Here is a 22,326-nt window from a genome sequence, read left to right on the forward strand (position 1 = left end):
AAATATTATTCTAAATTAAACAGGCTTTAAAATTGCTAAAAATACCAAACCATCTTATTGTAGCAAGCTCCTCATGGCTTTCTAAAATAATTATCGCCGGCGTTCAAATCATTAGCATTTCTTATTTGATACCCTTATTAGGTGAAGATAAATATGCTGTATTTAGTCTACTTACTGGACTATTAGCATGGTGTACTCTTGTTGATCTTGGCGTTGGAAATAGCCTCCAGAATTATATATCAGAATCAAGGGTAAATAAAGAGAGCTATGATGGACTCATTAAAGCATCAATACAACTTGTTGTCTTATCTCTAATATTTTTTATACTATTTTTTTATATCTCATCAGATTTTCTGTCTTCACTTTATTTATCTTCATTTGGTACTATAATAGATCATGAAAATAGAAATTCTTTTTTTATAGCAAGTGTAATATTTAGTATAATTGGTATAGGAACTGTTTCTTACAAAATATTATTTTCTGAATTCTTAGGATGGAAAGCAAATATATATAATGCAATTTCATATATTCTAGGACTATTAAGTGTCGTATTTATCCTAAAATATGGTATATATACAAATGTTAGTGGAGCTTTAATGGCTCTTTATGCTCCCGTAGGAGCTATCTCCCTGTGTTATCTTATATATAGATATGCTAAAATATCTCATGTTAAAGTTGACGTAAAATATTACGTTATAATTACTAAGAGATCCATTGGGTTTCTTTTTTTTGCATTTTTATCAATGCTAGTATTACAAGTAGACTATATTGTCATATCACAGAGATTAAGTCCATCTGACATTGTCAAATATACGATAATGATGAAAATATTTTCTCTTGTTTTTTTTATTTATAGTGCTGTGTTACAGGCATTATGGCCAGTATGTGCTGAACTAAGAGTAAAATGCGAATGGAAACGACTAAATAAAATAATAATTATAAATATTGTTTTCGGTATTATATTTATATGCTTAAGCACAACGTTTATTTATTTATTCAAAGCCAAAATATTCAACCTTATAGCAAAAGAAATTAATTATGCTCTAAGCTTCGAAGTATTAATATTACTAGCAATATATTTTTGTATTAGAGTATGGACTGATACCTACGCAATGCTCCTTCAAAGCATGAATCATCTTAAAATATTATGGTTTTTTGTTCCATTTCAAGCCGGAATTAGCATATTATCTCAATGGTATTTATCCAAAAATTTAGGTATAAATGGAATCTTACTAGGATTAATTTTTTCGTTTCTGCTTACTGTCTTTTGGGGACTTCCTTTAGCTTACAAAAATAAAATAAAACAGGTAAAAAACGCATGAAAGTATCATTCTGCATTCCGACTTATAACAGAGCGGAATATTTAGAGCCATTGATAGAAAGTATAGCAAATCAATTAAATCATTCTTTAGACATAGAGATATGCATCTCAGATAATGCATCTACTGATGGGACCGATAAGATGATTACGAATTGGCGAAAAAAATTTAATATACCAATACATTATCACCGTCACCATGAAAATATTGGACCAGATAGAAACTTTCTTTCAGCTGTAAATATGGGAACTGGCGATTATTGCTGGATATTCGGAAGTGATGATATTCTTGCGAATGAGGCGCTTTCCTCGATACAAGTATTGCTTTCAAAAGGATATGACATTTACCTTTGCGATCGGAAAGAGATGGATATTTCTATGAAAGTTGTTAGAAATCCTCATCGAAAGTGGTTGTTATGTGATACCTCTACATTTGTGATTAATGGAGATGATGAATTAGTAAATTATTTTAACCATTGCCAATCTATTGGTGGAGTTTTTAGCTATTTGAGCTCTATTATAGTGAAGAGAAACAGATGGAATGCAATTAAATTCGACGAAAGCTATGTAGGTACAGCATATTCACATGTTTATATTCTTCTTAGAATTCTTAATCATAAAGGAACTATATTAAAATATATATCTTCTCCCCTAGTTTTGTGCAGAGGTGATAATGATTTTTTTGTAAGTTCAGGTATGGCAAAAAGAATTAAAATAGATTTTATAGGTTATTTGAAATTATCTAATGATCTTTATACAGAATCCTGCTCGATAACTCAAGCGTTGCATGGTGTATTACTAAGAGAAAGACCTTGGTTATATACATCATTAGCAATGGCTTGTTATGGTAATCAAGAAGATAAACGACATTTATTATATTATTATGAAGAAATGGGATATAGTAAATTTTTGACAGAATTTATATTTCTTTGGGGAGGGCTTGCTAGATATTTAAAAAATTCTGGCAAACTCAAGTCCTTTATACGAAAGATTAAATTATAAATATTATAGTGATTCCCGTTTATTAAAATAATTTAGCTAATAGACAAAATAATTTTTTATTAGTATTGACATAGCGTCGGGAATAATAACGTAAAATATTATGAGGCTATTTTTTCTCTTATTTTATTATTCTATCATTTGAAAACACTGCCTTTCTCTTTAGAAAAGAAAATATACTTCAGACAATGGAGCCTTATAGATATTAATATGGTGTCTTTATACATGTATTTAAATTACACACAGAAAAATAAAATGCATTTAATATCAATGCAATAATATAACCCTCATTCCGCACCCAATTTCTAATTTAAAAAGAGTGTGATCTTCATCTTTTTTTAACACTTGTTCTATTGATGAGATTGACAGTGATCTCAAGTTTTGATCTATTATTTTTATTTACCGGAAAATAAACATGTCTATGCCTGAGCCCGTCATCAAACGCCTTGATCACCTTAGTCTTATTGCGGCTTTTTGCCATGAAATCGGTTTACCCCGTATGATTGATGCCATGATACCCAAATATTCTGGCCATGCCGTCTCCCATGGTGATGTTTTTCTGGCAAGGCTCCTCAACGGGTTAGGTTTTCACAGCCGAACGCTCCACATGTTTTCCGGCTTTTTCAAGCATAAACCACTTGGCCGTTTAATTGGTCCAGGCATAGTATTTTTGAATTTCAATAACATAGGATGGTCACAGGGATGCAATCGTACCACCATGAACTTCTGGACATATTGGGGAAATTATTATGCGAATCTAAGAAAGCAAGAAAAATAAATTTCCTAATGAGGATTATACAACGACTGCTTGGTCCTAATAAATATGTTTCTTTGTGTAAATATTTTGCTTTTTTAAGCTCAATACACCAACAAAGATTCATGCTAAATGAATATAAGCAATCAGATGTAATTTCAGATAATCGTGCTCATTTAAAAAGATAATCCTCAATTGAATACCAGAACTGAGATGTAAAAGGAATGATACGCAGAAGCTCAGCAATGCTGAATATAAAAAAACGAAAAAACGGATACGTTCTTGTATGTGAAAGTTACAACACCGACCAGAACGAGTCATCAGTTATTTCAACTCGATGCTTATCAAATATGCAGCTTAGTCGATATATTTCCCTACTTGGTTAATAGTAAAAATATAGTTTATCAAAAGGGTGCTAGTGAACAGCTACCTAATAAATTTACAGGATTATCTGAAATGAGTGTACTCTCTATTAAATACTCATCATTTGTAATTTTTATTTATGCAATTGGAAGTCAATTTACAGATGTTACTATTGGGGTTTTGAAATTATGGGAGTTACTCATTTTATTTATTTTTCCATTGATAATACGTAAATCCCATAAGGAGTTCATTCCACTGATAGTATTTTTTACTTTCCTATTATCCCTTTCTTTTATTGCTGCATTTTATCCAACATCTGCATATTCAAATTATAGCGGATTAAAATCAAAGTATATTATATCATTAGCTAGATTTATAGAAATAATGCTTTGCATTTCAAGTGCAATAGTAATAATGAATTTAGTTACGAATAAAAAGGAAAGTGGACGCTCACTTATATCAAAATTCATCAGTTATAACTTTTACTTATCATTATTAATACTTATTATCTTTTGTGTTGACATAGCCATAGGTACTGACTTTGTTAGTTATGGGACAATGCATAGACTGAAGGGCTTTTATGTAGAAGGTGGTCCTTATGGTCTTTTCATAAGTACATTGTTTTTTTTAGAGCTGATTGGAAACAGGAGGATTATATATATACTAACATTCTCATTAATTATGGGATTAGCACAATCAAAATCTGGAATAGTATCTCTTTCAGTTTTCTTAACTGTTTATTTCATGATGAAAAACAAAATTCTTAGAAGCTTTTTAATACCAAGAAACTTTATAAAATTTTCTTTTTTTATAGTATTTAGCTTGTTAGTATCATCATATACAATTTATAAAGTAGCTTACAATTATATAGCAGACATAAATAATTATAGAGAAATATTAAAAGAAAGACATGATGACAATAGTTTTGTCATGGGAAGAATAGCTGCATCATATATAGGACCTAAGATTTTTGCGGATAATCCAATAATAGGAGTTGGCTTAGGAGCTTATTCGTTAGTAAGAAATGACGCAAAATATCGCAGTGAATTTCCAGAAGTTGAAGGATGGGATTTGACAGGTTTGGGAGGGATGTTAACTCTTCTGATAGAAAATGGAATTTTTGGTTTTTTAGGATTTATCTTCATAATAGCTAGGCTGTTTAGATTTGATATTATTGGTGTTATATTTATTGCTTTATTTTTTATTCCATTCATTTTAGGTGCTCAATTATATATGTTTTATCCTTGGGTTTATCTCGGGTTTTACATGACAATAAAATATAAAGATAATGTAAATAAAAATCCATCACTGATAAAACAATAAATAATTATATTAAAACATCGATAGCACTGATAACTACTCCCGCGAGTGAGTGTATTTAAACACAAATTATTTTCCCACTATAAATTATTTAACTGATGACAATTGTGTATTTAGTTGTTCTCTTAAGACTCACAATACTAAAACTATATATTTGTTACTTGCAATAATTTTCATACTGAATTTTGAATAATGTATCACGAAGCCATATTTTTGGATTGTATACCCGCCGTCATTGAAGATACGGTCATGACTCCAAAGCGTTGTAATGATGTTTTTTCAATATATGCACCAATCAGCTTTTCGTGGACTTCTATCGAACGTGAATAACAAATTGTTTTTCTTGCCAATCGTTTGATATGAATACGCAGATTGAGATTATGCCGCTCAATGCGTTGAGTAAAAATTTTTCCCACTAAATGCTTTTCAGACTCAATTTCTCGGGTGTAACTCCCCCAGTCATCCGTCGTGATGAAACGAATGCTAAAAGGGGTCAGTAAGTCGAGCAATTTGCGGCAGGTTGCATCGGTTCGCGGACCGAATACATGGGCTATGACCTGTTTTCTTTTTGTATCAAACGCATACCAAAGCCAATGGCGTTGTTTTTTGTTGCCCACAAAAGACCATTGTTCATCTAATTCACAGATGAGAGTCACATCTTCGTAAACGGCCTGTCTCGTTGTTACTTGTTTTGGCGAGAGTTTTTTAAAGTGCGTATTACCGTATTGATACCGACACCTAAAACGCGGCCAGTGTCTCTCACACCAGAGCCATTCATTGCCATATCAACAATTTTCTCTTTCATGTCAGGTTTATGGCCATTGTAACGATAGTTAAGTTGAAAGGTTTTCCGGCAATCCTTGCAATAATAGCGCGGGAAGCCTGCTTTACCTGTCCCGTGTTTACGTACAGGTTCGGTTTGACCGCAATATCGGCAAACAACTTCTATCTTGACAGTCACATGTGGGTTCCACTAAAAAAACACAAGAATATCAAATTCACGCTTTAGAGCCACGACCGAAGATACTTGATTTTTCATTCATATCAGAGCAGGATCGCGCCCATGAAAATTAATCTGACAGATGCCCAAAAAGAAGCCCTCAAATTGATGCATGATACGACTCGCGATGGACGAGTACGTGACCGCATCAAGGCCGTGCTTTTGGCCTCAGAAGGCTGGACGGCCCAGCTGATTGCTCAGGCTTTGCGGATCCATGAAAGTACGGTGAGTCGCCATCTGAAAGATTACTTCTCTGAGGAAAAACTCGCCCCTGAAAATGGGGGCTCTGAAAGCCGTTTGTCTGCCGAACAAACGACAGAATTAGTTGCGTATCTGATGGCAAATTTGATGCACACTACCGCACAAATTGTGGCCTATATTCGGGTACGATGGCAGGTGACTTTCACTGTCGCAGGAATGACGAAATGGCTTCACCGTCAGGGTATCAGCGACAAGAAGCCAATGGGTGCTCCGCACAAATTTGAGGCGGATAAACAGCAACAGTTTATTGAGACCTACAACGCGCTGAAAGAAGAATGTGGCCAGAATGCGCCTATTTTGTTTATTGATGCGGTTCACCCGACCCAGTCCACAAAATTAAGTGATGGCTGGATGAAGAGCGGGCGGAAGCACGTCAAAGTGGTTAAAACCACGGGCAGTCGTATTCGACTCAACATCATGGGTGCCCTTAATTTACAACGGATTGAAGAGACTATTGTTCGTGAATATCCGACGATTAACGCGAAAAATGTCGTCCTTTTTTTCGGCTCAATCCGGGAAACCTACCCACTTTCGCAAAAAATCCACATTATTCTGGCTGGTGCGGGTTATCACCGTTCCGAAGTCGTTCAATTTTTTGCTGAGGTTTTGAATATTGAGTTGCACTACTTGCCGCCTTACAGCCCTAACCTCAACCCGATTGAGCGATTATGGAAGTATGTGAATGAGCAGGTACGAAACAATGTCTATTTCCCGGATACCAAAACATTCCGTGAAACGCTGCGTCACTTTTTTCATGTCACATTGCCAGAAAAAGCGAAAGAACTCACCACTCGGTTGACTGATAACTTCCAGATTTTAAAACCCGCATCTTCAAGTTAATTGCGTATAGTAGCTCTTTCCCTATCAGATTCCTCATTAAAAATGAAGAATAAATATTCACATGTGATGGTAACACCTAATGCATAAAAAAATATTTTTCGACCAATCATGGCTCACAATGGGGGGAATAGGTCGATTTTCAGAAGAAATATATAAAATAAAAAAATGGGATGGAATTTATAGTATCAAATGTAAACCTTCAAGCCCTCTCTCATCTCTGCTACTATCTATTAAGTTTATGGGGTTTTCTAAAAATGATATCGCCTTTTGCCCAGGATATATTCCCCCGTTATTCTCAAAATGTAATTTTGTTTTTACTATCCATGATCTGAATCATTTGGATCGTGAAGAAAATAGCAGTTTTTTAAAAAAGGCATTTTATAATCTAATAATTAAAAGAGGATGTTTTAATAGCAATAAGATACTAACAGTATCAGAGTATTCTAAAAAGAGAATCATAGAATGGAGCGGTGTACCAGAAAATAAAGTTATTAACGTCGGAAATGGTGTTGATAAATCTTTTAATATAGAAGTAGAACCATTTAACCTAGGGGGTCCCTACCTGCTATGTGTCAGCAACAGAAAACTTCATAAAAACGAATCAGCACTTATTAAGTCCTTCTCCAAAAGTAATATTAATCCAGAAATCAAATTATTATTTACAGGTAATCCCACTAACGAATTAATAAGTTTGATTTATGAATTCAATCTATCAGAAAGAATCGTTTTCCACGGTTTTGTCGATGATAAAGATCTACCTTCCTTTTATCGAGGGGCATTAGGACTCTTATTTCCTTCCCTTTATGAAGGATTTGGCCTTCCAATCCTAGAAGCAATGGCATGTGGAACACCAGTATTAACCTCAAATGTTACCTCTTTACCTGAAGTTGCTGGTGATGCTGCATTGTTGGTTGATCCCTACTCACTTGATGATATGGCTGATGGAATTAATCAGTTAGTCACAGATAAGGATTTAAGAAGTATATTGATTGAACGAGGTCTATCTAGGGCAAAGATGTTTACATGGGATAAAGTTGCGGAACGGGTTCAACAAGTTTTGGAGCAAGTAGCTAATGAACAAGTTAAATGAAAAAAAAATAGCCTTGGTTCATGAATGGCTACAAAGTTATGCAGGCTCTGAGCAGGTATCTTCAGCCATATTAAACTTATATCCTACTGCTAATATGTATTCTGTTGTTGACTTTTTAACTGATTCTCAACGTGGTCATTTTAATAATATTCACCCAACAACTACTTTTATTCAAAAACTCCCAGGCGCAAAGAAGCATTATCAGAAATATTTACCACTAATGCCCTTGGCAATCGAACAACTTGATGTTTCTCATGACGATATAGTGATTTCAAGCTCCCATGCAGTTGCTAAAGGAGTATTAACAGGCCCTGATCAACTACATATTAGCTATGTCCACTCCCCAATGCGTTATGCTTGGGATCTACAACACCAATATTTAAGAGAGTCAGGTCTCAATAAAGGACTCAAGGGATGGATGACTAAATGGCTGTTACATAAATTACGGCTGTGGGATTATCGTACAGCCAATGGTGTTGACCATTTTGTTGCGAATTCTCATTTTATCGCTAGAAGAATCAAAAAAGTTTATGGTCGTGATGCAACTGTTATCTATCCACCTGTTGCTGTAGAAAATTTCCCCTGTGTTGAACAAAAAGAAGATTTCTATTTCACGGCTTCACGCATGGTGCCTTATAAGAAGATGGATCTGATCGTTGAAGCCTTCGCCAAGATGCCGGATAAAAAGCTTATTGTGATAGGTGATGGCAGTGAATATAAACGGATTGCTACATTAGCTGATGGACACTCCAATATTACTTTACTAGGTTATCAGCCGTTTGAAAAACTTAAATCTCATATGCAACGAGCCAAGGCATTTGTCTTCGCTGCGGAAGAAGACTTTGGGATCACACCTGTTGAAGCACAAGCTTGTGGAACCCCTATCATCGCTTTTGGTAAAGGGGGCGCTCTCGAAACAGTTCGCCCATTAGGGAGTCGAGAACCAACGGGGTTATTTTTTGAAAAACAGGACGTGGAATCACTTTGCTCAACAATAGAACACTTTGAAAGTAATATTAAGCAGTTCCATCCCCAATTCTGCCGTAAAAATGCTGAACGTTTTTCAGAAGCAAGGTTTGCTCAGGAATTTGCTTCCTTTGTCGAAGATAAGTGGCAAGAATTTCAAACCAAAAAGCAAATTCATTATTAATTACTTGAGATATTTTATGAATTCAGTTGTTCCCGTCATCATGGCTGGTGGTTCCGGCAGTCGGTTATGGCCACTTTCTCGTGAGTTATATCCAAAACAATTTCTTAAACTTGATGGTGAGCTCACCATGCTGCAAACAACTGTGCAGCGCTTAAGGTGTCTATCGACAGAATCCCCTTTAGTCATTTGTAACGAAGATCATCGTTTTCTGGTCGCCGAACAATTGAGACATTTAGATAAACTAGCCCACAATATCATCCTTGAACCAACAGGACGTAATACAGCTCCAGCAATTGCTTTGGCAGCACTCACAGCGCTTCAAACCGTGAACAATGATGAAGATCCTCTGTTATTAGTTCTGGCAGCAGATCATATAATTCGGGATGAAGAAGCTTTTACAAAGGTAGTACAGCAAGCAATTCCCTATGCAACCGCAGGTAAATTGGTCACTTTCGGCATAGTACCTACCCATGCAGAAACTGGATATGGATATATTCAGCGTGGAGTTAAGCAAGAAGACGCTTTTACCGTAGCTCAATTTGTTGAAAAACCAGATGCTATTACCGCAGAACAGTATTTACAAAGTGGTGAATATTACTGGAACAGTGGCATGTTTCTGTTTCGCGCCAGTCGCTTTCTTCAAGAACTTAAAACGTTCCGCCCTGATATTTATTCAGCCTGTGTAACCGCAGTAGGAACCATCAATCCCGATCTCGACTTTGTCCGGGTAGACAAATCAGCATTTCTTGTCTGTCCGAGCGAATCAGTTGACTATGCCGTGATGGAAAAAACTGATGACGCAATAGTTATTCCACTTTCTGCTGGCTGGTCTGATGTCGGTTCATGGTCGTCTTTGTGGGATATCTCGGAAAAAGACGACGATGGCAATGTATTTAAAGGTGATGTTCTACAACACAATAGCAACGATAATTACGTTTATTCTGAAAACAGCCTTGTCAGTCTTGTTGGTGTAAAAAATCTGGTCGTGGTTCAGACCAAAGATGCCATTCTGGTTGTAGATAAAACTCAGGTTCAACATGTTAAAAAGATTGTTGAGAGTCTGAAAAAAGCTGATCGTTCCGAACATCGTTTGCATCGGGAGGTTTATCGCCCTTGGGGTAAATACGACTCCATAGATAAAGGGAAACGTTATCAAGTTAAACGAATTACTGTTAGGCCAGGTGAAAGCTTATCTACCCAAATGCATCACCACCGTGCTGAACATTGGATTGTTGTGGCAGGAACAGCGCGGGTGACTCAAGGAAATAACTCCTATTTGGTTACCGAGAATGAATCTACCTATATACCAGTAGGGGTTGTACATACTCTGGAAAATCCTGGTAAGGTTCCGCTGGAAGTAATAGAAATCCAATCGGGCGCTTACCTTGGAGGAGATGATATCGTTCGTCTCAGTGATCGTTATGGCAGAGTAGAAATAGAAGAAAATGAATAATAAGAAGCTAAATAGTCGAGAAGTTATTTCTGGTAGTGGTATCGCGTTTGGTACTAGCGGAGCCCGTGGCCTGGTTGTTGATTTCATTCCAGATGCATGTGCGGCTTTTACTCATGCTTTTATATCCGTAATGCAAAAGCGATACGCAACTTCTCAGATTGCACTAGCGATCGATAATCGTCCGAGCAGTCCTGACATAGCGGTAGCTTGTGCAACTGCCCTCCGACAAGCTGGCGTTGAGCCCATTTATTATGGTGTGGTCCCTACACCTGCACTTGCCTATAAAGCAATGCAAGATGGAATGCCGTGCATCATGGTTACTGGTAGCCATATTCCTTTTGACCGTAATGGACTCAAGTTTTATCGGCCTGATGGAGAAATTTCTAAGGACGATGAAATGGCTATCCTATCAGCCGAGGTTATTTTTGAACCACTTACTGAAATGACAACTCTGTCCGTCTTACCAGATGCAGCAGAAGCCTATATAAATCGCTATCATTCTCTGTTTTCCGCAAATCGGCTGACAGGGAAACGTATAGGTATTTATGAACACTCCAGTGCTGGGCGTGATCTTTATGTTCCTCTCTTCAAATCACTAGGAGCAGAAGTTATTTCGCTTGAACGTACCGATGAATTTGTTCCTATTGATACAGAAGCTGTAACAGAAGAAGATAGGCTCAAAGCTAAAAACTGGTCAGAAGAATTTGATCTGGACGCTATCTTCTCTACCGACGGTGATGGAGATCGCCCACTACTGGCAGATGAACACGGAGAATGGCTGAGGGGTGACATACTTGGATTACTATGTGCTGATGCATTAGATATTGAAGCCCTGGCTGTTCCTGTGAGCTGCAACAGCGTAGTACAGAGTTGTGGTCGCTTCATTGATGTTGTCTCAACTAAAATCGGCTCCCCCTATGTTATTGCCGAATTTGCCTCCCTTTCACATCAATTTAAACGTATTGCTGGTTTTGAGGCTAATGGTGGCTTCTTACTCGGTAGTGATATTGATGTAGAAGGCAGTAAATTGACCGCTTTACCCACTCGTGATGCGCTTTTACCCGCACTTATCGTATTGAATTCAAGTAAAGATAAAGGAATTTCTTCACTAGTAAATGCACTACCTTCACGTTATACCCATTCTGACAGACTTAAAGAATTTCCAACGATATTAAGTAAGGAACTTTTAAATAAGGGGATTAAGGATCCGAAACAGCTATTGACTTTATTAGGGTTAGGTAACCATCAAATTCTTCATATTAATCTCACTGATGGTTTAAGGATGACTCTTAGTAACAACACCATTGTTCATCTGAGACCATCCGGTAATGCACCTGAGCTACGTTGCTATGTTGAGGCTGATGATATAAACAAAGCAAAAGAAATTGTTAAAACTTGCTTATATACACTTGCGACGCAAAAATAATAACAACTTCGGTAGAGGAATCACTTCAGTGCTCTATCGAACACCCTTTTAAATTTAGGTAAATATTATGGCATTAACGGAAATGTTCCAGCATTCAAAAGAAGAACATCTTGAATATAGAAACTATTCAGCATCTGTTAATCGCTTCTCTCTGATGGCAAGCGATTTATTGGCTATGGCAGGCGCTTTTATTTTTTCATGGTGGGTTGAAAGTACTCGCACAAATGTTCCATTTTCTCTAGTTTTCAAAAGTGGATCAGATATAGCCAGAGCTTGGAGTTTTCTGATCATTGTCTTAGTCACATGTTTTTGGTCCTGGGGACATTTACGACATTACACTTACCGCAAGCCATTCTGGAATGAACTGAAAGAAACACTCCTAATGCTAATCGGGCTAGCTATAGCTGATTTGGCAATAGTTGCTATCTCTAAGTGGAATTTCTCTCGCCATCAATGGGCAATGTTTTGGCTGATTACCATATTTACCCTGCCATTATTTCGATGGCTGACAAAGAAGTTATTAATTAAACTCAAATATTGGAGTATGCCTACTATCATCATTGGCAACGGAAATAATGCTCGCGACGCTTACTTAGCTATATGCAGCGAACAATTACTTGGATTTGGAGTCATTGGTTTTGTAGCTCCAAACGATAATTGTTCTACCAGTCCAGTCAGTACACTTCCTCTATTCCATATCACTCCAGAGCAGTTACTGGAAAAATATCATCAGCATAAAATCTTTATCGCTCTTGAATATGAACAACACGAATTGCAAGATGAATGGTTGCGCTATCTCTCCGCTCATGGAGTTCGAAATATATCGATAGTCCCAACATTACGTGGTGTTCCTCTCTATAGCACAAATATGTCCCACTTCTTTAGTCATGAACTTTTAATGCTTAGAGTTAAAAATAATCTAGCTAAGCGTTCATCCATAATTCTTAAGCGTACATTTGATATTGTCGTTTCTTCTCTCTTACTAATTCTTCTTTCTCCTCTGTTTCTTTTCATCGGTTGGAAAGTTTCCCGTGATGGAGCATCCCCTTTTTATGGGCATGAACGCATAGGGCAAGGAGAACACCGATTCAAGTGTCTGAAATTTCGCTCTATGATTAGCAACTCAGCGGAAGTTTTGGAAAATTTACTAAAAACAGATCAGAATGCTTTAGCTGAATGGCAGAAAGATTTCAAACTCAAAAATGATCCGAGAATCACGCCTATCGGCCATTTTTTACGTAAAACTAGTCTTGATGAACTTCCACAGTTGATAAATGTGTTTAAAGGAGAGATGAGTCTTGTTGGTCCAAGACCCATAGTTCAAGAAGAACTTGAACGTTATGGAGATGACAAATCGTATTACCTCATGGCAAAACCTGGAATGACAGGTCTCTGGCAAGTAAGTGGACGTAATGATGTGGATTATGCAACACGTGTATATCTTGATAGCTGGTATGTAAAGAACTGGGCGCTTTGGAATGATATTACGATTTTATTTAAGACAATTAATGTAGTACTTAAAAGAGATGGTGCTTATTAGTCTTTGAATAAAAATACTTTACTGATTGTAAACAGTTTTTATATTTCTAATCCAATTTTTATGAACTCTCTTCATTCAGTTAATATTATTGTAATGAAGGCGTTAAAACATGCTAAACATCGTCCTATTCGAACCAGAAATCCCGCCTAATACGGGTAATATTATCCGCCTGTGTGCCAATACAGGTTGTCAGCTTCATCTCATCCAACCATTGGGTTTCACATGGGATGACAAACGCCTGCGTCGTGCAGGGCTGGATTACCATGAGTTTGCCAATATCAAACAACACCACGACTACAATGCATTCTTGGAAAGTGAAGGGCTTAGTCCAACCAATTCACAATCCCCTTCTGGAGCACGCCTATTTGCACTAACAACAAAAGGTACTCCGGCGCACAGTAATGTAAGTTATCGTGATGGGGATTATCTGATGTTTGGCCCAGAAACCCGTGGCTTGCCATCTTATGTGCTGGATAACATGCCCCCTGAACAGAAAATAAGAATTCCTATGCTACCGGATAGTCGTAGCATGAATCTTTCTAATTCTGTATCAGTGGTCGTGTTTGAAGCGTGGCGGCAACTCGGTTATCCCGGTGCGCTATTACGAGACTAACCTATTGCAGCCGTCATTCCGCACCGCGTTCCTGATTTTAAAATAGTATGATATTTATCATGTTCTTCACACTCCCTATGCTGATGTGATTGACGGCGTTTTTCGGTTTTGATCTATTAGACTTATGTAGTGGTATCTGAATACCAGCCTTCAGTTCTTCAACTTGGTATTCTTAGCCCTACTTTTGCATAGAAAAGATACTGAATAGTCTCTGAGTCAACAAAGAAAGCATTAGAAATGGATTTTGAATCAAGAGAGAAGCCACAAGGTGTGATGTTTCACAGTGATAGTAAGAATACCCTTGTCAGATTCTATAGATAGAAGGCTTTTCAATCTATTCTTCTGATGTATGGCGTTTTTTCTGTTTCCTGACCCACACAGTGATCGACCTTCTTGTGTCCTCCCCTGGATCTGTCGGTAACAGGAAAAATTCCATGAGAGGTTTCTCCTCGCTGATATGCGTGACTCAAGAAGGGCCTGACGGCTTGTCTCTTTACTGTCCTGTCCGGGATATCTGTCAGGGGAAACTATTTGTATCTTCTGACTGAGAATTCATCCCATGGCTAAAATGCAGCAAAACTTATCAGCAGGCGTCATCGGTGGGGTTGATACACATAAAGACCTACACGTTGCGGCAGTCGTTGATCACAATAACTGTGTTGTAGGGAACGAATTTTTTCCAGCAACCCGGCAAGGATACCGCCAGATGTTATCTTGGATGAAATCATTTGGGCCATTAATCAGGGTGGGAATTGAATGTACAGGATCTTACGGCGCGGGTTTATTGCGATATCTCCAGGCTGCGGGGATTGAAGTCCTGGAGGTCACAGCTCCCGACAGAATGGAACGCCGGAAACGGGGAAAAAGCGATACGATTGATGCTGAATGTGCCGCTCATGCGGCATTTTCACTCATCCGGACAGTCACGCCTAAAACACGAAGTGGCATGATTGAGTCTCTTCGAACCCTGAAGGTATGCCGAAAAACGGCCGTGGCAGCACGACGCATAGCGCTACAAATGCTCCAAATGACAATCGTCTCTGCCCCCGAAGAATTACGGGATCAACTCAGAAAACTCACCCGGATGCAGCTTATCCGCACACTGGCCGCATCAAAACCGGATATGACCCGCTATCGTCATATTGAGGGGGCTTACTGTATTGCGTTGAAATCACTGGCCCGACGCTACCTGGAATTACAGGATGAGATTGGTGAGCTGGACGTCATGATAGCGGCTATCGTTGATGACCTTGCACCGGAACTGCTCAAATGCAAAGCAGTGGGGTATGAATGTGCCTCCCAACTGCTCATCACGGCGGGAGACAATCCAGAGCGTCTACACTCAGAATCCGGTTTTGCTGCGTTATGCGGAGTGAGTCCGGTACCGGTATCCTCAGGAAAAAATCAGCGTCACCGACTCAATCGTGGTGGCGATCGTGCAGCACACAGTGCGCTTCACATCATAGCGATTGGTCGGTTACGTACAGATACCAAAACGCAGGAATATGTTGCCAAGCGGATCGGGGAAGGTCATTCAAAACTTGAGGCAATACGTTGCTTAAAACACTATATATCAAGGGAGGTCTTTACGCTATTGCGTAACCGCAATCGTCAGATCAATAGCATACAAATAATGACTTGACACTTAGAAGGGCATCCAAGGTAGTCACTATACTAGTAAATTATTGTGGCATTATGGTATCAAACAAAGTCTGAGCCGCTGGGAAAATTTCTGGAGTAACCTTTTGATTAAAAATAAATTATTTCCGTAGTATTAGGGCGTATTGACGTTTGAACGAGGGGATTTGAATGGCATGATAATTTGGTATCCTTATTTTCGCCAAAAAACTCGTAACCAGAACTATCATGCCAAGACCCATGTTATCAGACCCTGTGTGAGATAAGCTATTTGTATTCATGCAACAAAACCGGCTTGTCTACCATAAAAAAACGCATCGCCTAATTCTGGCAGGTATCCTTTTTCGAATGAGAACCGGGAGCCCTTGGCGGGAACTGCCTGTTGAATATGGGAAATGGAATACCGTTTTTAAGCGTTTTAATGCGCGGTCAAACAAAGGTGTTTTTGATTCATTATTCAAGGAATTAGCTAAAGATTCTGATACTGAATGGTTGTTCATTGATGACAGGATTGTCCGTGCTCATCAGCACAGTTCAGGCGCGGCTTCAAAGGAGAATGAAGCGATTGGGAAAAGCCGGGGAGGACTCGACTAAAATCCATTTGGCCGTAGACAGTTATGGTTTGCCTGTTCATTTTGAATTATCCGAGGGGCAAACTCACGACATTGTGCATGCAAAAAGTTTGGTGGCGCAATCACCGCCCCCGGACTTTGTCATCGCTGACAAGGGGTATGATAGTCAGGCATTCAGAAATGATATCGAAGAACAAGGGGCAACGTCGGTTATTCCCTACCGAAAAAATAACCGAAACTCGGATAAAAAGAGGGATAAGGGTTTATATCGTTATCGTCATTTAGTCGAAAATGCGTTATCTGGCTACCCATGTGGGTCGAATAAATGATGAATACAAAACGTCAACACGCCCTAGAAAGAAAGTCATGTTGATCATATTTAATGAATGACCAATGGTTACTTGGGTGATATTATTCGTCACTATTATTTTTATATAGTTTTATTAATATGTTAGCTTTGTTTACAAAATATCTCTCAATAGGGGTTATTAATACCGCTATCCATTGGGTATTGTTTACAGCAGTGCTGTACTTTTTTGGCGCGAGTCAAGCAATTAGTAATTTGGTTGGTTTTCTTGCTGCTGTGACATTCTCTTTTTATGCAAACGCTAAAATCACTTTCCAGAAAAAAGCTACTGGATGGAGATATTCTGCGTTTATTTCGTTTATGGGGTTAATGAGCTATATGACAGGAAGCCTAGCTGATGCAATGGATATGCAACCTATCGTAACATTGGTTTCGTTCTCTGCAACCAGTTTGATATTAGGTTTTATGTACTCAAAATTTTTAATATTCAGAGGAAAGGAATGATGAAAATATCATTGGTTGTTCCGGTCTTTAACGAAGAGGATGCGATACCGATTTTTTATAAAACGGTACGGGAATTTGGGGAATTAAAGCAGTACGAGGTTGAAATTGTCTTCATCAATGACGGCAGTAAAGATGCTACAGAATCTATTATCAATGCACTGGCAGTTTCTGACTCTCTTGTCATCCCATTATCGTTTACCCGAAACTTTGGCAAAGAGCCAGCTCTATTCGCTGGCCTTGACCATGCAACTGGTGATGCTGTAATCCCAATTGACGTTGATTTGCAGGATCCAATCGAAGTGATTCCACTCCTGATTGAGAAATGGCAGGCTGGTACGGATATGGTTCTGGCTAAACGCTCTGACCGTTCCACCGATAGCCGCATGAAGCGAAAGACCGCAGAATGGTTTTACAAACTGCATAATAAAATCAGTACGCCAAAGATTGAAGATAATGTTGGAGATTTCCGCCTGATGTCTCGCAATGTTGTAGATAACATAAAACTCATGCCAGAAAAAAACCTGTTTATGAAAGGAGTATTGAGTTGGGTTGGCGGACTTACCGATATTGTTGAATACACCAGAGCCGAGCGTGTGGCTGGAGATTCTAAATTCAATGGATGGAAGTTATGGAATCTAGCACTTGAGGGGATAACAAGCTTCTCGACATTCCCTTTGCGGATTTGGACATATCTTGGATTTTCGGTAGCTGCTCTTTCATTTTTCTACGGAGCATGGATGATTATAGATAAGTTGGTATGGGGTAACGCTGTTCGAGGATACCCATCTTTACTTGTTTCAATTCTGTTTTTGGGTGGAATTCAGTTGATTGGGATTGGCGCGCTTGGAGAATATATAGGAAGGATATATATAGAAACCAAAAATCGTCCTAGATATATTTTAAAGCATAAATAAAATTAATACTATTGAATATGGGGAGTAGTTTAATGAATTTCCATAAAAAAGAAAAAATTACAATTTATTTGTTTTTTGCATTATTGTTTATTGCAACGGTTATGTTCTTCATGACAATTCATCCAGTCACAATAATATCTGGAGATGACTGGGGCAATTTATCGCTAAACAGAGAGGCATATCCGCAATGGGGAGCAGCTAATCCAATAAAGGTAACTCCAGAGCTATTGTTTCCATGGATTGGTATGATATCCACTTACCTCATAATGCCATTTGGATTTGGATTTCTTGAGGCCATATCACATACAACTGCGATTTTCATATCATTTCTTGTATCTCTGTTTCTTTTGCAGTTATTTCTTTTAATGAGAGATAAACTAAAAGTTGGATTGTATAATAGTTTATTAATGGTTTCAGTATATTACCTTTGTATATTTGGTGCATTAAGAACATCAAGCGACAATCAAAGTTTATACCTGCTATGGGAGGTAAATATAACATGCTTTTATCACTATATAACTCCAGCCCTTATAAATTCCTCACTTGTTTTATATTTTATGAGGAATGAGGGATCTTTATCATATGATGATTTAAAAAAGAGAGGATACATATATGTTGGCTGGTTGATTCTTGCTTCATATATTTGTATATTTTCCAGTCTGTTCGCAAATGTTTTTTTTGCAGTATATTGCGGAGTATCGATACTGACTAGTTTTATTAAAAATTCGTATTCTCTAATTAAAACATTAAAAGAAAAACCATTTCATACATTTATTTTACTGCTCTGGCTTGTTTCTGTTGTCTATGAAATAAATGGCGGTAGAGCGCAATCTATAGGTAGCTCTGATCTTGATGTAAATGGAGCTGTCAATTTTTTTATCTCTCTAATTGAAAAAAGTCAACCTTTATTTATTGTTTTTATTTTAACTTTCCTTTTGCTTGGTGCTTTCTTTTTTTACAAAGAAAAAGAAAGAAAAGAAAATAATGATTTTAAGTATGCATTTCTGGTTTGTACAGTTTCTTGCGCTATAACTTTTGTTGCTTTGATTTTGATATGTGCAAGAGCTGGTGGTTATTATACATCTAGACCTGTGGTAATGTGGGGGGTATTTATGTACATCATTATATCTGCGCTCATCTCTATGGGATATCTGATAACAAATTATAAAATAATAAATTATGTCATGCCCATAATTATTATCTCGCTGATTAATAAAACAATATCACAAGATACATCACTGAAAGAATCAAATAACCTTGACTTAAAATACAATATAGCCCTAGCCATAAGTCAAAACATTATAGACCAGGTTGTATATGCAGATAAAAATAACATAAGGAAAATAAACCTAATTGTACCAAAGGGTGATAATAATGATAACTGGCCATTCCCTATATATGAAGGCCCTTCTATTAATCGAGTTCTAAAGATTTATGGAATAATTAGGAATGATATTGATATAACAGTTATTCCAGATGAATCATTGAATCATAAATTAGGAATACCATTTAGTTAAAAATACGGGTGAATAATATGTGCTCCTTTGTTTTATCCCCATAGTCATTGAAGATTCAGGATGGGATTCCACTTTGTATTTAATTGATACGCAATTGCAGGATTGATACGTAGACATTCAGCACCTAACCGTGCTGAATGTCTTTTTAAATTCTATATTTCAAAAAGAGAGGAATCTTAAATCCCATCCCCATTCTCGAATCCATTATTCATTCCGTTAAAATGCTGGTTCATATCCAGAGACGGCTTATCACTTTCCGGTTTACCAACAATCCGTGCGGGTACTCCTGCCACAGTGGTATGCGGCGGAACAGGTCTTAATACGACTGAACCCGCACCAATCTTCGCACCACGGCCAATTTCTATGTTGCCGAGAATTTTTGAACCCGCGCCAATCATTACTCCTTCACGCACTTTCGGGTGCCGATCTCCACACGCTTTACCTGTACCACCGAGTGTTACGGATTGCAGAATAGAAACATCATTCTCAACTACTGCGGTTTCACCGATGACAATTCCTGTTGCGTGGTCAAGCATGATGCCACAGCCAATTTTCGCCGCAGGATGGATATCTACGCCAAAAGAAACAGAAATCTGGTTTTGCATGTAAATCGCTAATGCTTTGCGATCTTGTTTCCACAGCCAATGTGCGATGCGATACGCTTGTAGCGCATGAAAACCTTTCAGATAAAGCAGAGGAGTGGAGTATTTGTCGACAGCAGGGTCCCGTAACCGGACAGCTTTAATATCACGAGCGGCCGATTCGATCATCTTTGGCTCACTGCTGTAAGCGTCTTCAACAACTTCCCTGACCGCAATCGCCGGCATAATCGGGGTCGCCAATTTGTTTGCGAGCATATAGCTCAAAGCACTGCCCAGGTTTTCATGTTTAAGTAATGTCGCGTGAAAAAAACTGGCTAACATAGGCTCACAATCTGCCAGCGCTCTCGCCTCATTTTTTATATTTTTCCAAACTTCATTCAGTTCTTCTTGAGACATATCAATCATTCTCATGTGATTGTTTTTCACCATCGCGAATGGATTCGCACCTGATTTATCCCAGAACTATGCCTTTCATCTTGGAGTTTATTGGACATATGCCGGAAAAAATATTTATGATGATTTTAATCTAATTAAGCGCGGGAACTTTCTCCTTCATCCCTTGTAGCTCTTCCCAATAATGCCTGAGCTGCTTCGATTACATTTTTATTGCGATATAATATCTGGTAAATTTGCTCCGTGATAGGCATTTCAACTCCAACCCGCTTGGCTAATGCCCGGACTTCTTTTGTATTACGATATCCTTCAACAACCTGTCCAATCTCACGCTGTGCAGCGTCAACATTGACTCCTTGCCCTAACCTCATACCAAAACGACGGTTACGGGATTGATTATCAGTACATGTCAACACTAAATCACCCAATCCTGCCATTCCCATAAATGTGGATGGGTCAGCCCCCAAAGCAGCACCAAGGCGACTCATTTCCGCTAATCCACGGGTAATCAATGCAGTGCGAGCATTAGCACCGAACCCCATGCCATCCGAAATCCCTGCACCAATGGCAATAACGTTCTTGATCGCCCCACCAAGTTGCACGCCAATAAAATCAGGGTTTTTGTATACCCGGAAGCTTTTGCCGCAATGGAAAAGCTGCTGGAGTTCTTCACCAAATTCAGGTGTTGTCGCTGATACGGCAATCGCTGTCGGTAAACCCGCTGCCAGTTCTTTCGCAAATGTCGGGCCAGAGACTACCGCCAATGGGATTTCATGACCTAATATCTCACGCGCCACCTCCTGCAATAAACGACCCGTTTCCGCTTCGAGGCCTTTAGTAGCCCAAACAATACGAGAATCTGGTTGTAAATGCGGTTTTATCTGCTGTAAGACATCGCCAAAAACATGGCTAGGAACCACAATCAGAATATTAAGGCTGGCTGAAACAGCACTTTTTAGATCGGCTTCAAGCTGTAAGCCATCAGGGAAAGAAACATCCGGTAAAAATACCTGATTACAACGGGCTTGCTGCAAGGCATGAATATGTGCGGGGTTATGGCCCCAAAGGACAACATCATGTCCATTACGGGCTAGTGTAATGGCTAAAGCGGTGCCGTATGAACCGGCACCGATTACTGTCATAGAAGCGGTATTCATTAGGCTTCCTGTATTGCCTCATCAGACTGAGAATCAGACTGCTGTTGCAAGTAATTCATGAACAAAGCATCAAAATTAACTGGTGCCAGGTTCAATTGTGGGAAAGTACCACGACCCACCAAGTTAGTGATGCACTCACGGGCATATGGGAACAAAATGTTCGGGCAATATGCACCTAAGCAGTGCGCCAGTTGAGTACCTTCAATACCATCAATAGAGAAAATACCAGCCTGCTGAACTTCGCACAAGAATGCGGTTTCTTCTCCTAGTGTCGCCGTGACAGTGACACGCAGAACAACTTCATAGACTCCCTGAACTAATTCATTGGAAGCGGTATCCAGATCTAATTTAACCTCTGGCTGCCATTCTTGTTGGAAAATTTGAGGTGCCTTAGGTGATTCGAAAGAAATGTCTTTCGTATATACACGTTGGATCTGGAAAGCCATTTCGGTGTTGTTTTGTTCTGACATAATAATTTTTACCTTTTGATACGTCCTTATTAAACCTTGATAATGTAAGTATACCCTTCATCTTTCAAGTTGCAGCTTTGTTGGCTATGCTCATTCAGCCTAGTCACATCGTTATCTATGCTCCC

The 22,326-nt window shown here is 38.5% G+C and carries 18 protein-coding genes and 2 pseudogenes; 16 read left to right on the forward strand and 4 right to left on the reverse strand.

What is annotated here, in order from left to right:
• The first annotated feature begins 32 nt into the window (after positions 1-32).
• From Xind_RS10185 to Xind_RS10200, 4 genes and pseudogenes are all read left to right on the forward strand, one after another.
• Entirely contained in the window at positions 33-1,322 is a 1,290-nt protein-coding gene (locus tag Xind_RS10185) for an MATE family efflux transporter (protein WP_187649999.1), read from the forward strand.
• Positions 1,319-2,320 (forward strand): glycosyltransferase family 2 protein, encoded by a 1,002-nt coding sequence (locus Xind_RS10190; RefSeq protein ID WP_187650000.1) that lies wholly within the window; start codon positions 1,319-1,321, stop codon positions 2,318-2,320. The genes Xind_RS10185 and Xind_RS10190 overlap by 4 nt, the downstream gene beginning before the upstream one ends.
• 412 nt (positions 2,321-2,732) lie before the next feature.
• Positions 2,733-3,002, forward strand: a pseudogene (locus Xind_RS10195) (DUF4277 domain-containing protein); the annotation flags it as partial.
• Positions 3,003-3,527: 525 nt separating this feature from the next.
• Complete coding sequence (locus Xind_RS10200) at positions 3,528-4,757, forward strand: O-antigen ligase family protein (protein ID WP_187650001.1); 1,230 nt, start codon at positions 3,528-3,530, stop codon at positions 4,755-4,757.
• 194 nt (positions 4,758-4,951) lie between these two features.
• Here Xind_RS10200 and Xind_RS10205 read toward each other — a convergent pair.
• Positions 4,952-5,715, reverse strand: a protein-coding gene (locus tag Xind_RS10205; protein ID WP_476756467.1) for an IS1 family transposase whose coding sequence is annotated in 2 segments (ribosomal slippage) — positions 4,952-5,472 and positions 5,472-5,715 — 765 coding nt in all. Because the reading frame shifts where the segments join, the coding sequence is not laid out codon by codon here.
• Between the two features lie 102 nt (positions 5,716-5,817).
• On the opposite strand from Xind_RS10205, the gene Xind_RS10210 reads away from it, so the two are divergent.
• The 12 genes and pseudogenes from Xind_RS10210 (at position 5,818) to Xind_RS10265 (ending at position 19,579) form a co-directional block, all read left to right on the forward strand.
• Positions 5,818-6,855: an IS630 family transposase gene (locus Xind_RS10210; RefSeq protein ID WP_187650002.1), complete on the forward strand. Its 1,038-nt coding sequence runs from the start codon at positions 5,818-5,820 to the stop codon at positions 6,853-6,855.
• Between the two features lie 79 nt (positions 6,856-6,934).
• On the forward strand, positions 6,935-7,945 hold the full coding sequence (locus Xind_RS10215; protein WP_187650003.1) for a glycosyltransferase family 4 protein: 1,011 nt from the start codon (positions 6,935-6,937) through the stop codon (positions 7,943-7,945).
• Positions 7,929-9,095 (forward strand): glycosyltransferase family 4 protein, encoded by a 1,167-nt coding sequence (locus Xind_RS10220; protein WP_187650004.1) that lies wholly within the window; start codon positions 7,929-7,931, stop codon positions 9,093-9,095. Before Xind_RS10215 ends, Xind_RS10220 begins: the two co-directional genes overlap by 17 nt.
• A 16-nt stretch (positions 9,096-9,111) precedes the next feature.
• Positions 9,112-10,548, forward strand: a complete 1,437-nt coding sequence (locus tag Xind_RS10225; RefSeq protein ID WP_187650005.1) for a mannose-1-phosphate guanylyltransferase/mannose-6-phosphate isomerase — start codon at positions 9,112-9,114, stop codon at positions 10,546-10,548.
• Positions 10,541-11,974, forward strand: coding sequence for a phosphomannomutase (locus Xind_RS10230; protein ID WP_187650006.1), 1,434 nt, complete (start codon positions 10,541-10,543; stop codon positions 11,972-11,974). Before Xind_RS10225 ends, Xind_RS10230 begins: the two co-directional genes overlap by 8 nt.
• A 67-nt stretch (positions 11,975-12,041) precedes the next feature.
• The gene (gene wbaP, locus Xind_RS10235; RefSeq protein WP_081989057.1) at positions 12,042-13,514 is read left to right on the forward strand and encodes an undecaprenyl-phosphate galactose phosphotransferase WbaP; all 1,473 of its coding nucleotides are present in this window, start codon (positions 12,042-12,044) and stop codon (positions 13,512-13,514) included.
• Positions 13,515-13,623: 109 nt separating this feature from the next.
• The gene (gene trmL / locus Xind_RS10240; protein ID WP_187650007.1) at positions 13,624-14,127 is read left to right on the forward strand and encodes a tRNA (uridine(34)/cytosine(34)/5-carboxymethylaminomethyluridine(34)-2'-O)-methyltransferase TrmL; all 504 of its coding nucleotides are present in this window, start codon (positions 13,624-13,626) and stop codon (positions 14,125-14,127) included.
• Positions 14,128-14,695: 568 nt separating this feature from the next.
• Positions 14,696-15,769 carry an IS110 family RNA-guided transposase gene (locus Xind_RS10245; RefSeq protein WP_187650055.1) on the forward strand — a complete coding sequence of 358 codons (1,074 nt, stop codon included), beginning with the start codon at positions 14,696-14,698 and terminating at the stop codon, positions 15,767-15,769.
• 275 nt (positions 15,770-16,044) lie between these two features.
• Positions 16,045-16,639: pseudogene (locus Xind_RS10250) on the forward strand (IS5 family transposase); the annotation flags it as partial.
• Between the two features lie 146 nt (positions 16,640-16,785).
• The gene (locus tag Xind_RS10255) at positions 16,786-17,148 is read left to right on the forward strand and encodes a GtrA family protein (RefSeq protein ID WP_187650008.1); all 363 of its coding nucleotides are present in this window, start codon (positions 16,786-16,788) and stop codon (positions 17,146-17,148) included.
• Positions 17,148-18,062 (forward strand): glycosyltransferase family 2 protein, encoded by a 915-nt coding sequence (locus tag Xind_RS10260; RefSeq protein WP_187650056.1) that lies wholly within the window; start codon positions 17,148-17,150, stop codon positions 18,060-18,062. The genes Xind_RS10255 and Xind_RS10260 overlap by 1 nt, the downstream gene beginning before the upstream one ends.
• Positions 18,063-18,094: 32 nt before the next feature.
• Positions 18,095-19,579, forward strand: a complete 1,485-nt coding sequence (locus Xind_RS10265; RefSeq protein WP_187650009.1) for a hypothetical protein — start codon at positions 18,095-18,097, stop codon at positions 19,577-19,579.
• A 176-nt stretch (positions 19,580-19,755) separates the two neighbouring features.
• Here the strand turns inward: Xind_RS10265 and cysE are convergent, their stop codons facing one another.
• The 3 genes from cysE to secB all read right to left on the reverse strand — a co-directional run bounded on the left by cysE (position 19,756) and on the right by secB (position 22,201).
• Positions 19,756-20,577 (reverse strand): serine O-acetyltransferase, encoded by an 822-nt coding sequence (gene cysE, locus Xind_RS10270; protein WP_099136550.1) that lies wholly within the window; start codon positions 20,575-20,577, stop codon positions 19,756-19,758.
• Positions 20,578-20,711: 134 nt separating this feature from the next.
• A complete protein-coding gene (gene gpsA, locus Xind_RS10275; RefSeq protein WP_187650010.1) occupies positions 20,712-21,731 on the reverse strand; it encodes an NAD(P)H-dependent glycerol-3-phosphate dehydrogenase in 1,020 nt (339 codons plus the stop codon).
• The gene (secB, locus tag Xind_RS10280; RefSeq protein ID WP_187650011.1) at positions 21,731-22,201 is read right to left on the reverse strand and encodes a protein-export chaperone SecB; all 471 of its coding nucleotides are present in this window, start codon (positions 22,199-22,201) and stop codon (positions 21,731-21,733) included. Before secB ends, gpsA begins: the two co-directional genes overlap by 1 nt.
• Positions 22,202-22,326 lie beyond the last annotated feature (125 nt).

Source organism: Xenorhabdus indica (genome assembly GCF_014467235.1).
Lineage (GTDB): Bacteria > Pseudomonadota > Gammaproteobacteria > Enterobacterales > Enterobacteriaceae > Xenorhabdus > Xenorhabdus indica.

Excerpts from the sequence above, each read along its gene's own strand:
- Xind_RS10190 (WP_187650000.1), top strand. The coding sequence starts at position 1,319 with ATGAAAGTATCATTCTGCATTCCGACTTATAACAGAGCGGAATATTTA.
- Xind_RS10200 (WP_187650001.1), top strand. The coding sequence starts at position 3,528 with ATGAGTGTACTCTCTATTAAATACTCATCATTTGTAATTTTTATTTAT.
- Xind_RS10210 (WP_187650002.1), top strand. The coding sequence starts at position 5,818 with ATGAAAATTAATCTGACAGATGCCCAAAAAGAAGCCCTCAAATTGATG.
- Xind_RS10215 (WP_187650003.1), top strand. The coding sequence starts at position 6,935 with ATGCATAAAAAAATATTTTTCGACCAATCATGGCTCACAATGGGGGGA.
- Xind_RS10220 (WP_187650004.1), top strand. The coding sequence starts at position 7,929 with ATGAACAAGTTAAATGAAAAAAAAATAGCCTTGGTTCATGAATGGCTA.
- Xind_RS10225 (WP_187650005.1), top strand. The coding sequence starts at position 9,112 with ATGAATTCAGTTGTTCCCGTCATCATGGCTGGTGGTTCCGGCAGTCGG.
- Xind_RS10230 (WP_187650006.1), top strand. The coding sequence starts at position 10,541 with ATGAATAATAAGAAGCTAAATAGTCGAGAAGTTATTTCTGGTAGTGGT.
- wbaP (WP_081989057.1), top strand. The coding sequence starts at position 12,042 with ATGGCATTAACGGAAATGTTCCAGCATTCAAAAGAAGAACATCTTGAA.
- trmL (WP_187650007.1), top strand. The coding sequence starts at position 13,624 with ATGCTAAACATCGTCCTATTCGAACCAGAAATCCCGCCTAATACGGGT.
- Xind_RS10245 (WP_187650055.1), top strand. The coding sequence starts at position 14,696 with ATGCAGCAAAACTTATCAGCAGGCGTCATCGGTGGGGTTGATACACAT.
- Xind_RS10255 (WP_187650008.1), top strand. The coding sequence starts at position 16,786 with ATGTTAGCTTTGTTTACAAAATATCTCTCAATAGGGGTTATTAATACC.
- Xind_RS10260 (WP_187650056.1), top strand. The coding sequence starts at position 17,148 with ATGAAAATATCATTGGTTGTTCCGGTCTTTAACGAAGAGGATGCGATA.
- Xind_RS10265 (WP_187650009.1), top strand. The coding sequence starts at position 18,095 with ATGAATTTCCATAAAAAAGAAAAAATTACAATTTATTTGTTTTTTGCA.
- cysE (WP_099136550.1), bottom strand. The coding sequence starts at position 20,577 with ATGTCTCAAGAAGAACTGAATGAAGTTTGGAAAAATATAAAAAATGAG.
- gpsA (WP_187650010.1), bottom strand. The coding sequence starts at position 21,731 with ATGAATACCGCTTCTATGACAGTAATCGGTGCCGGTTCATACGGCACC.
- secB (WP_187650011.1), bottom strand. The coding sequence starts at position 22,201 with ATGTCAGAACAAAACAACACCGAAATGGCTTTCCAGATCCAACGTGTA.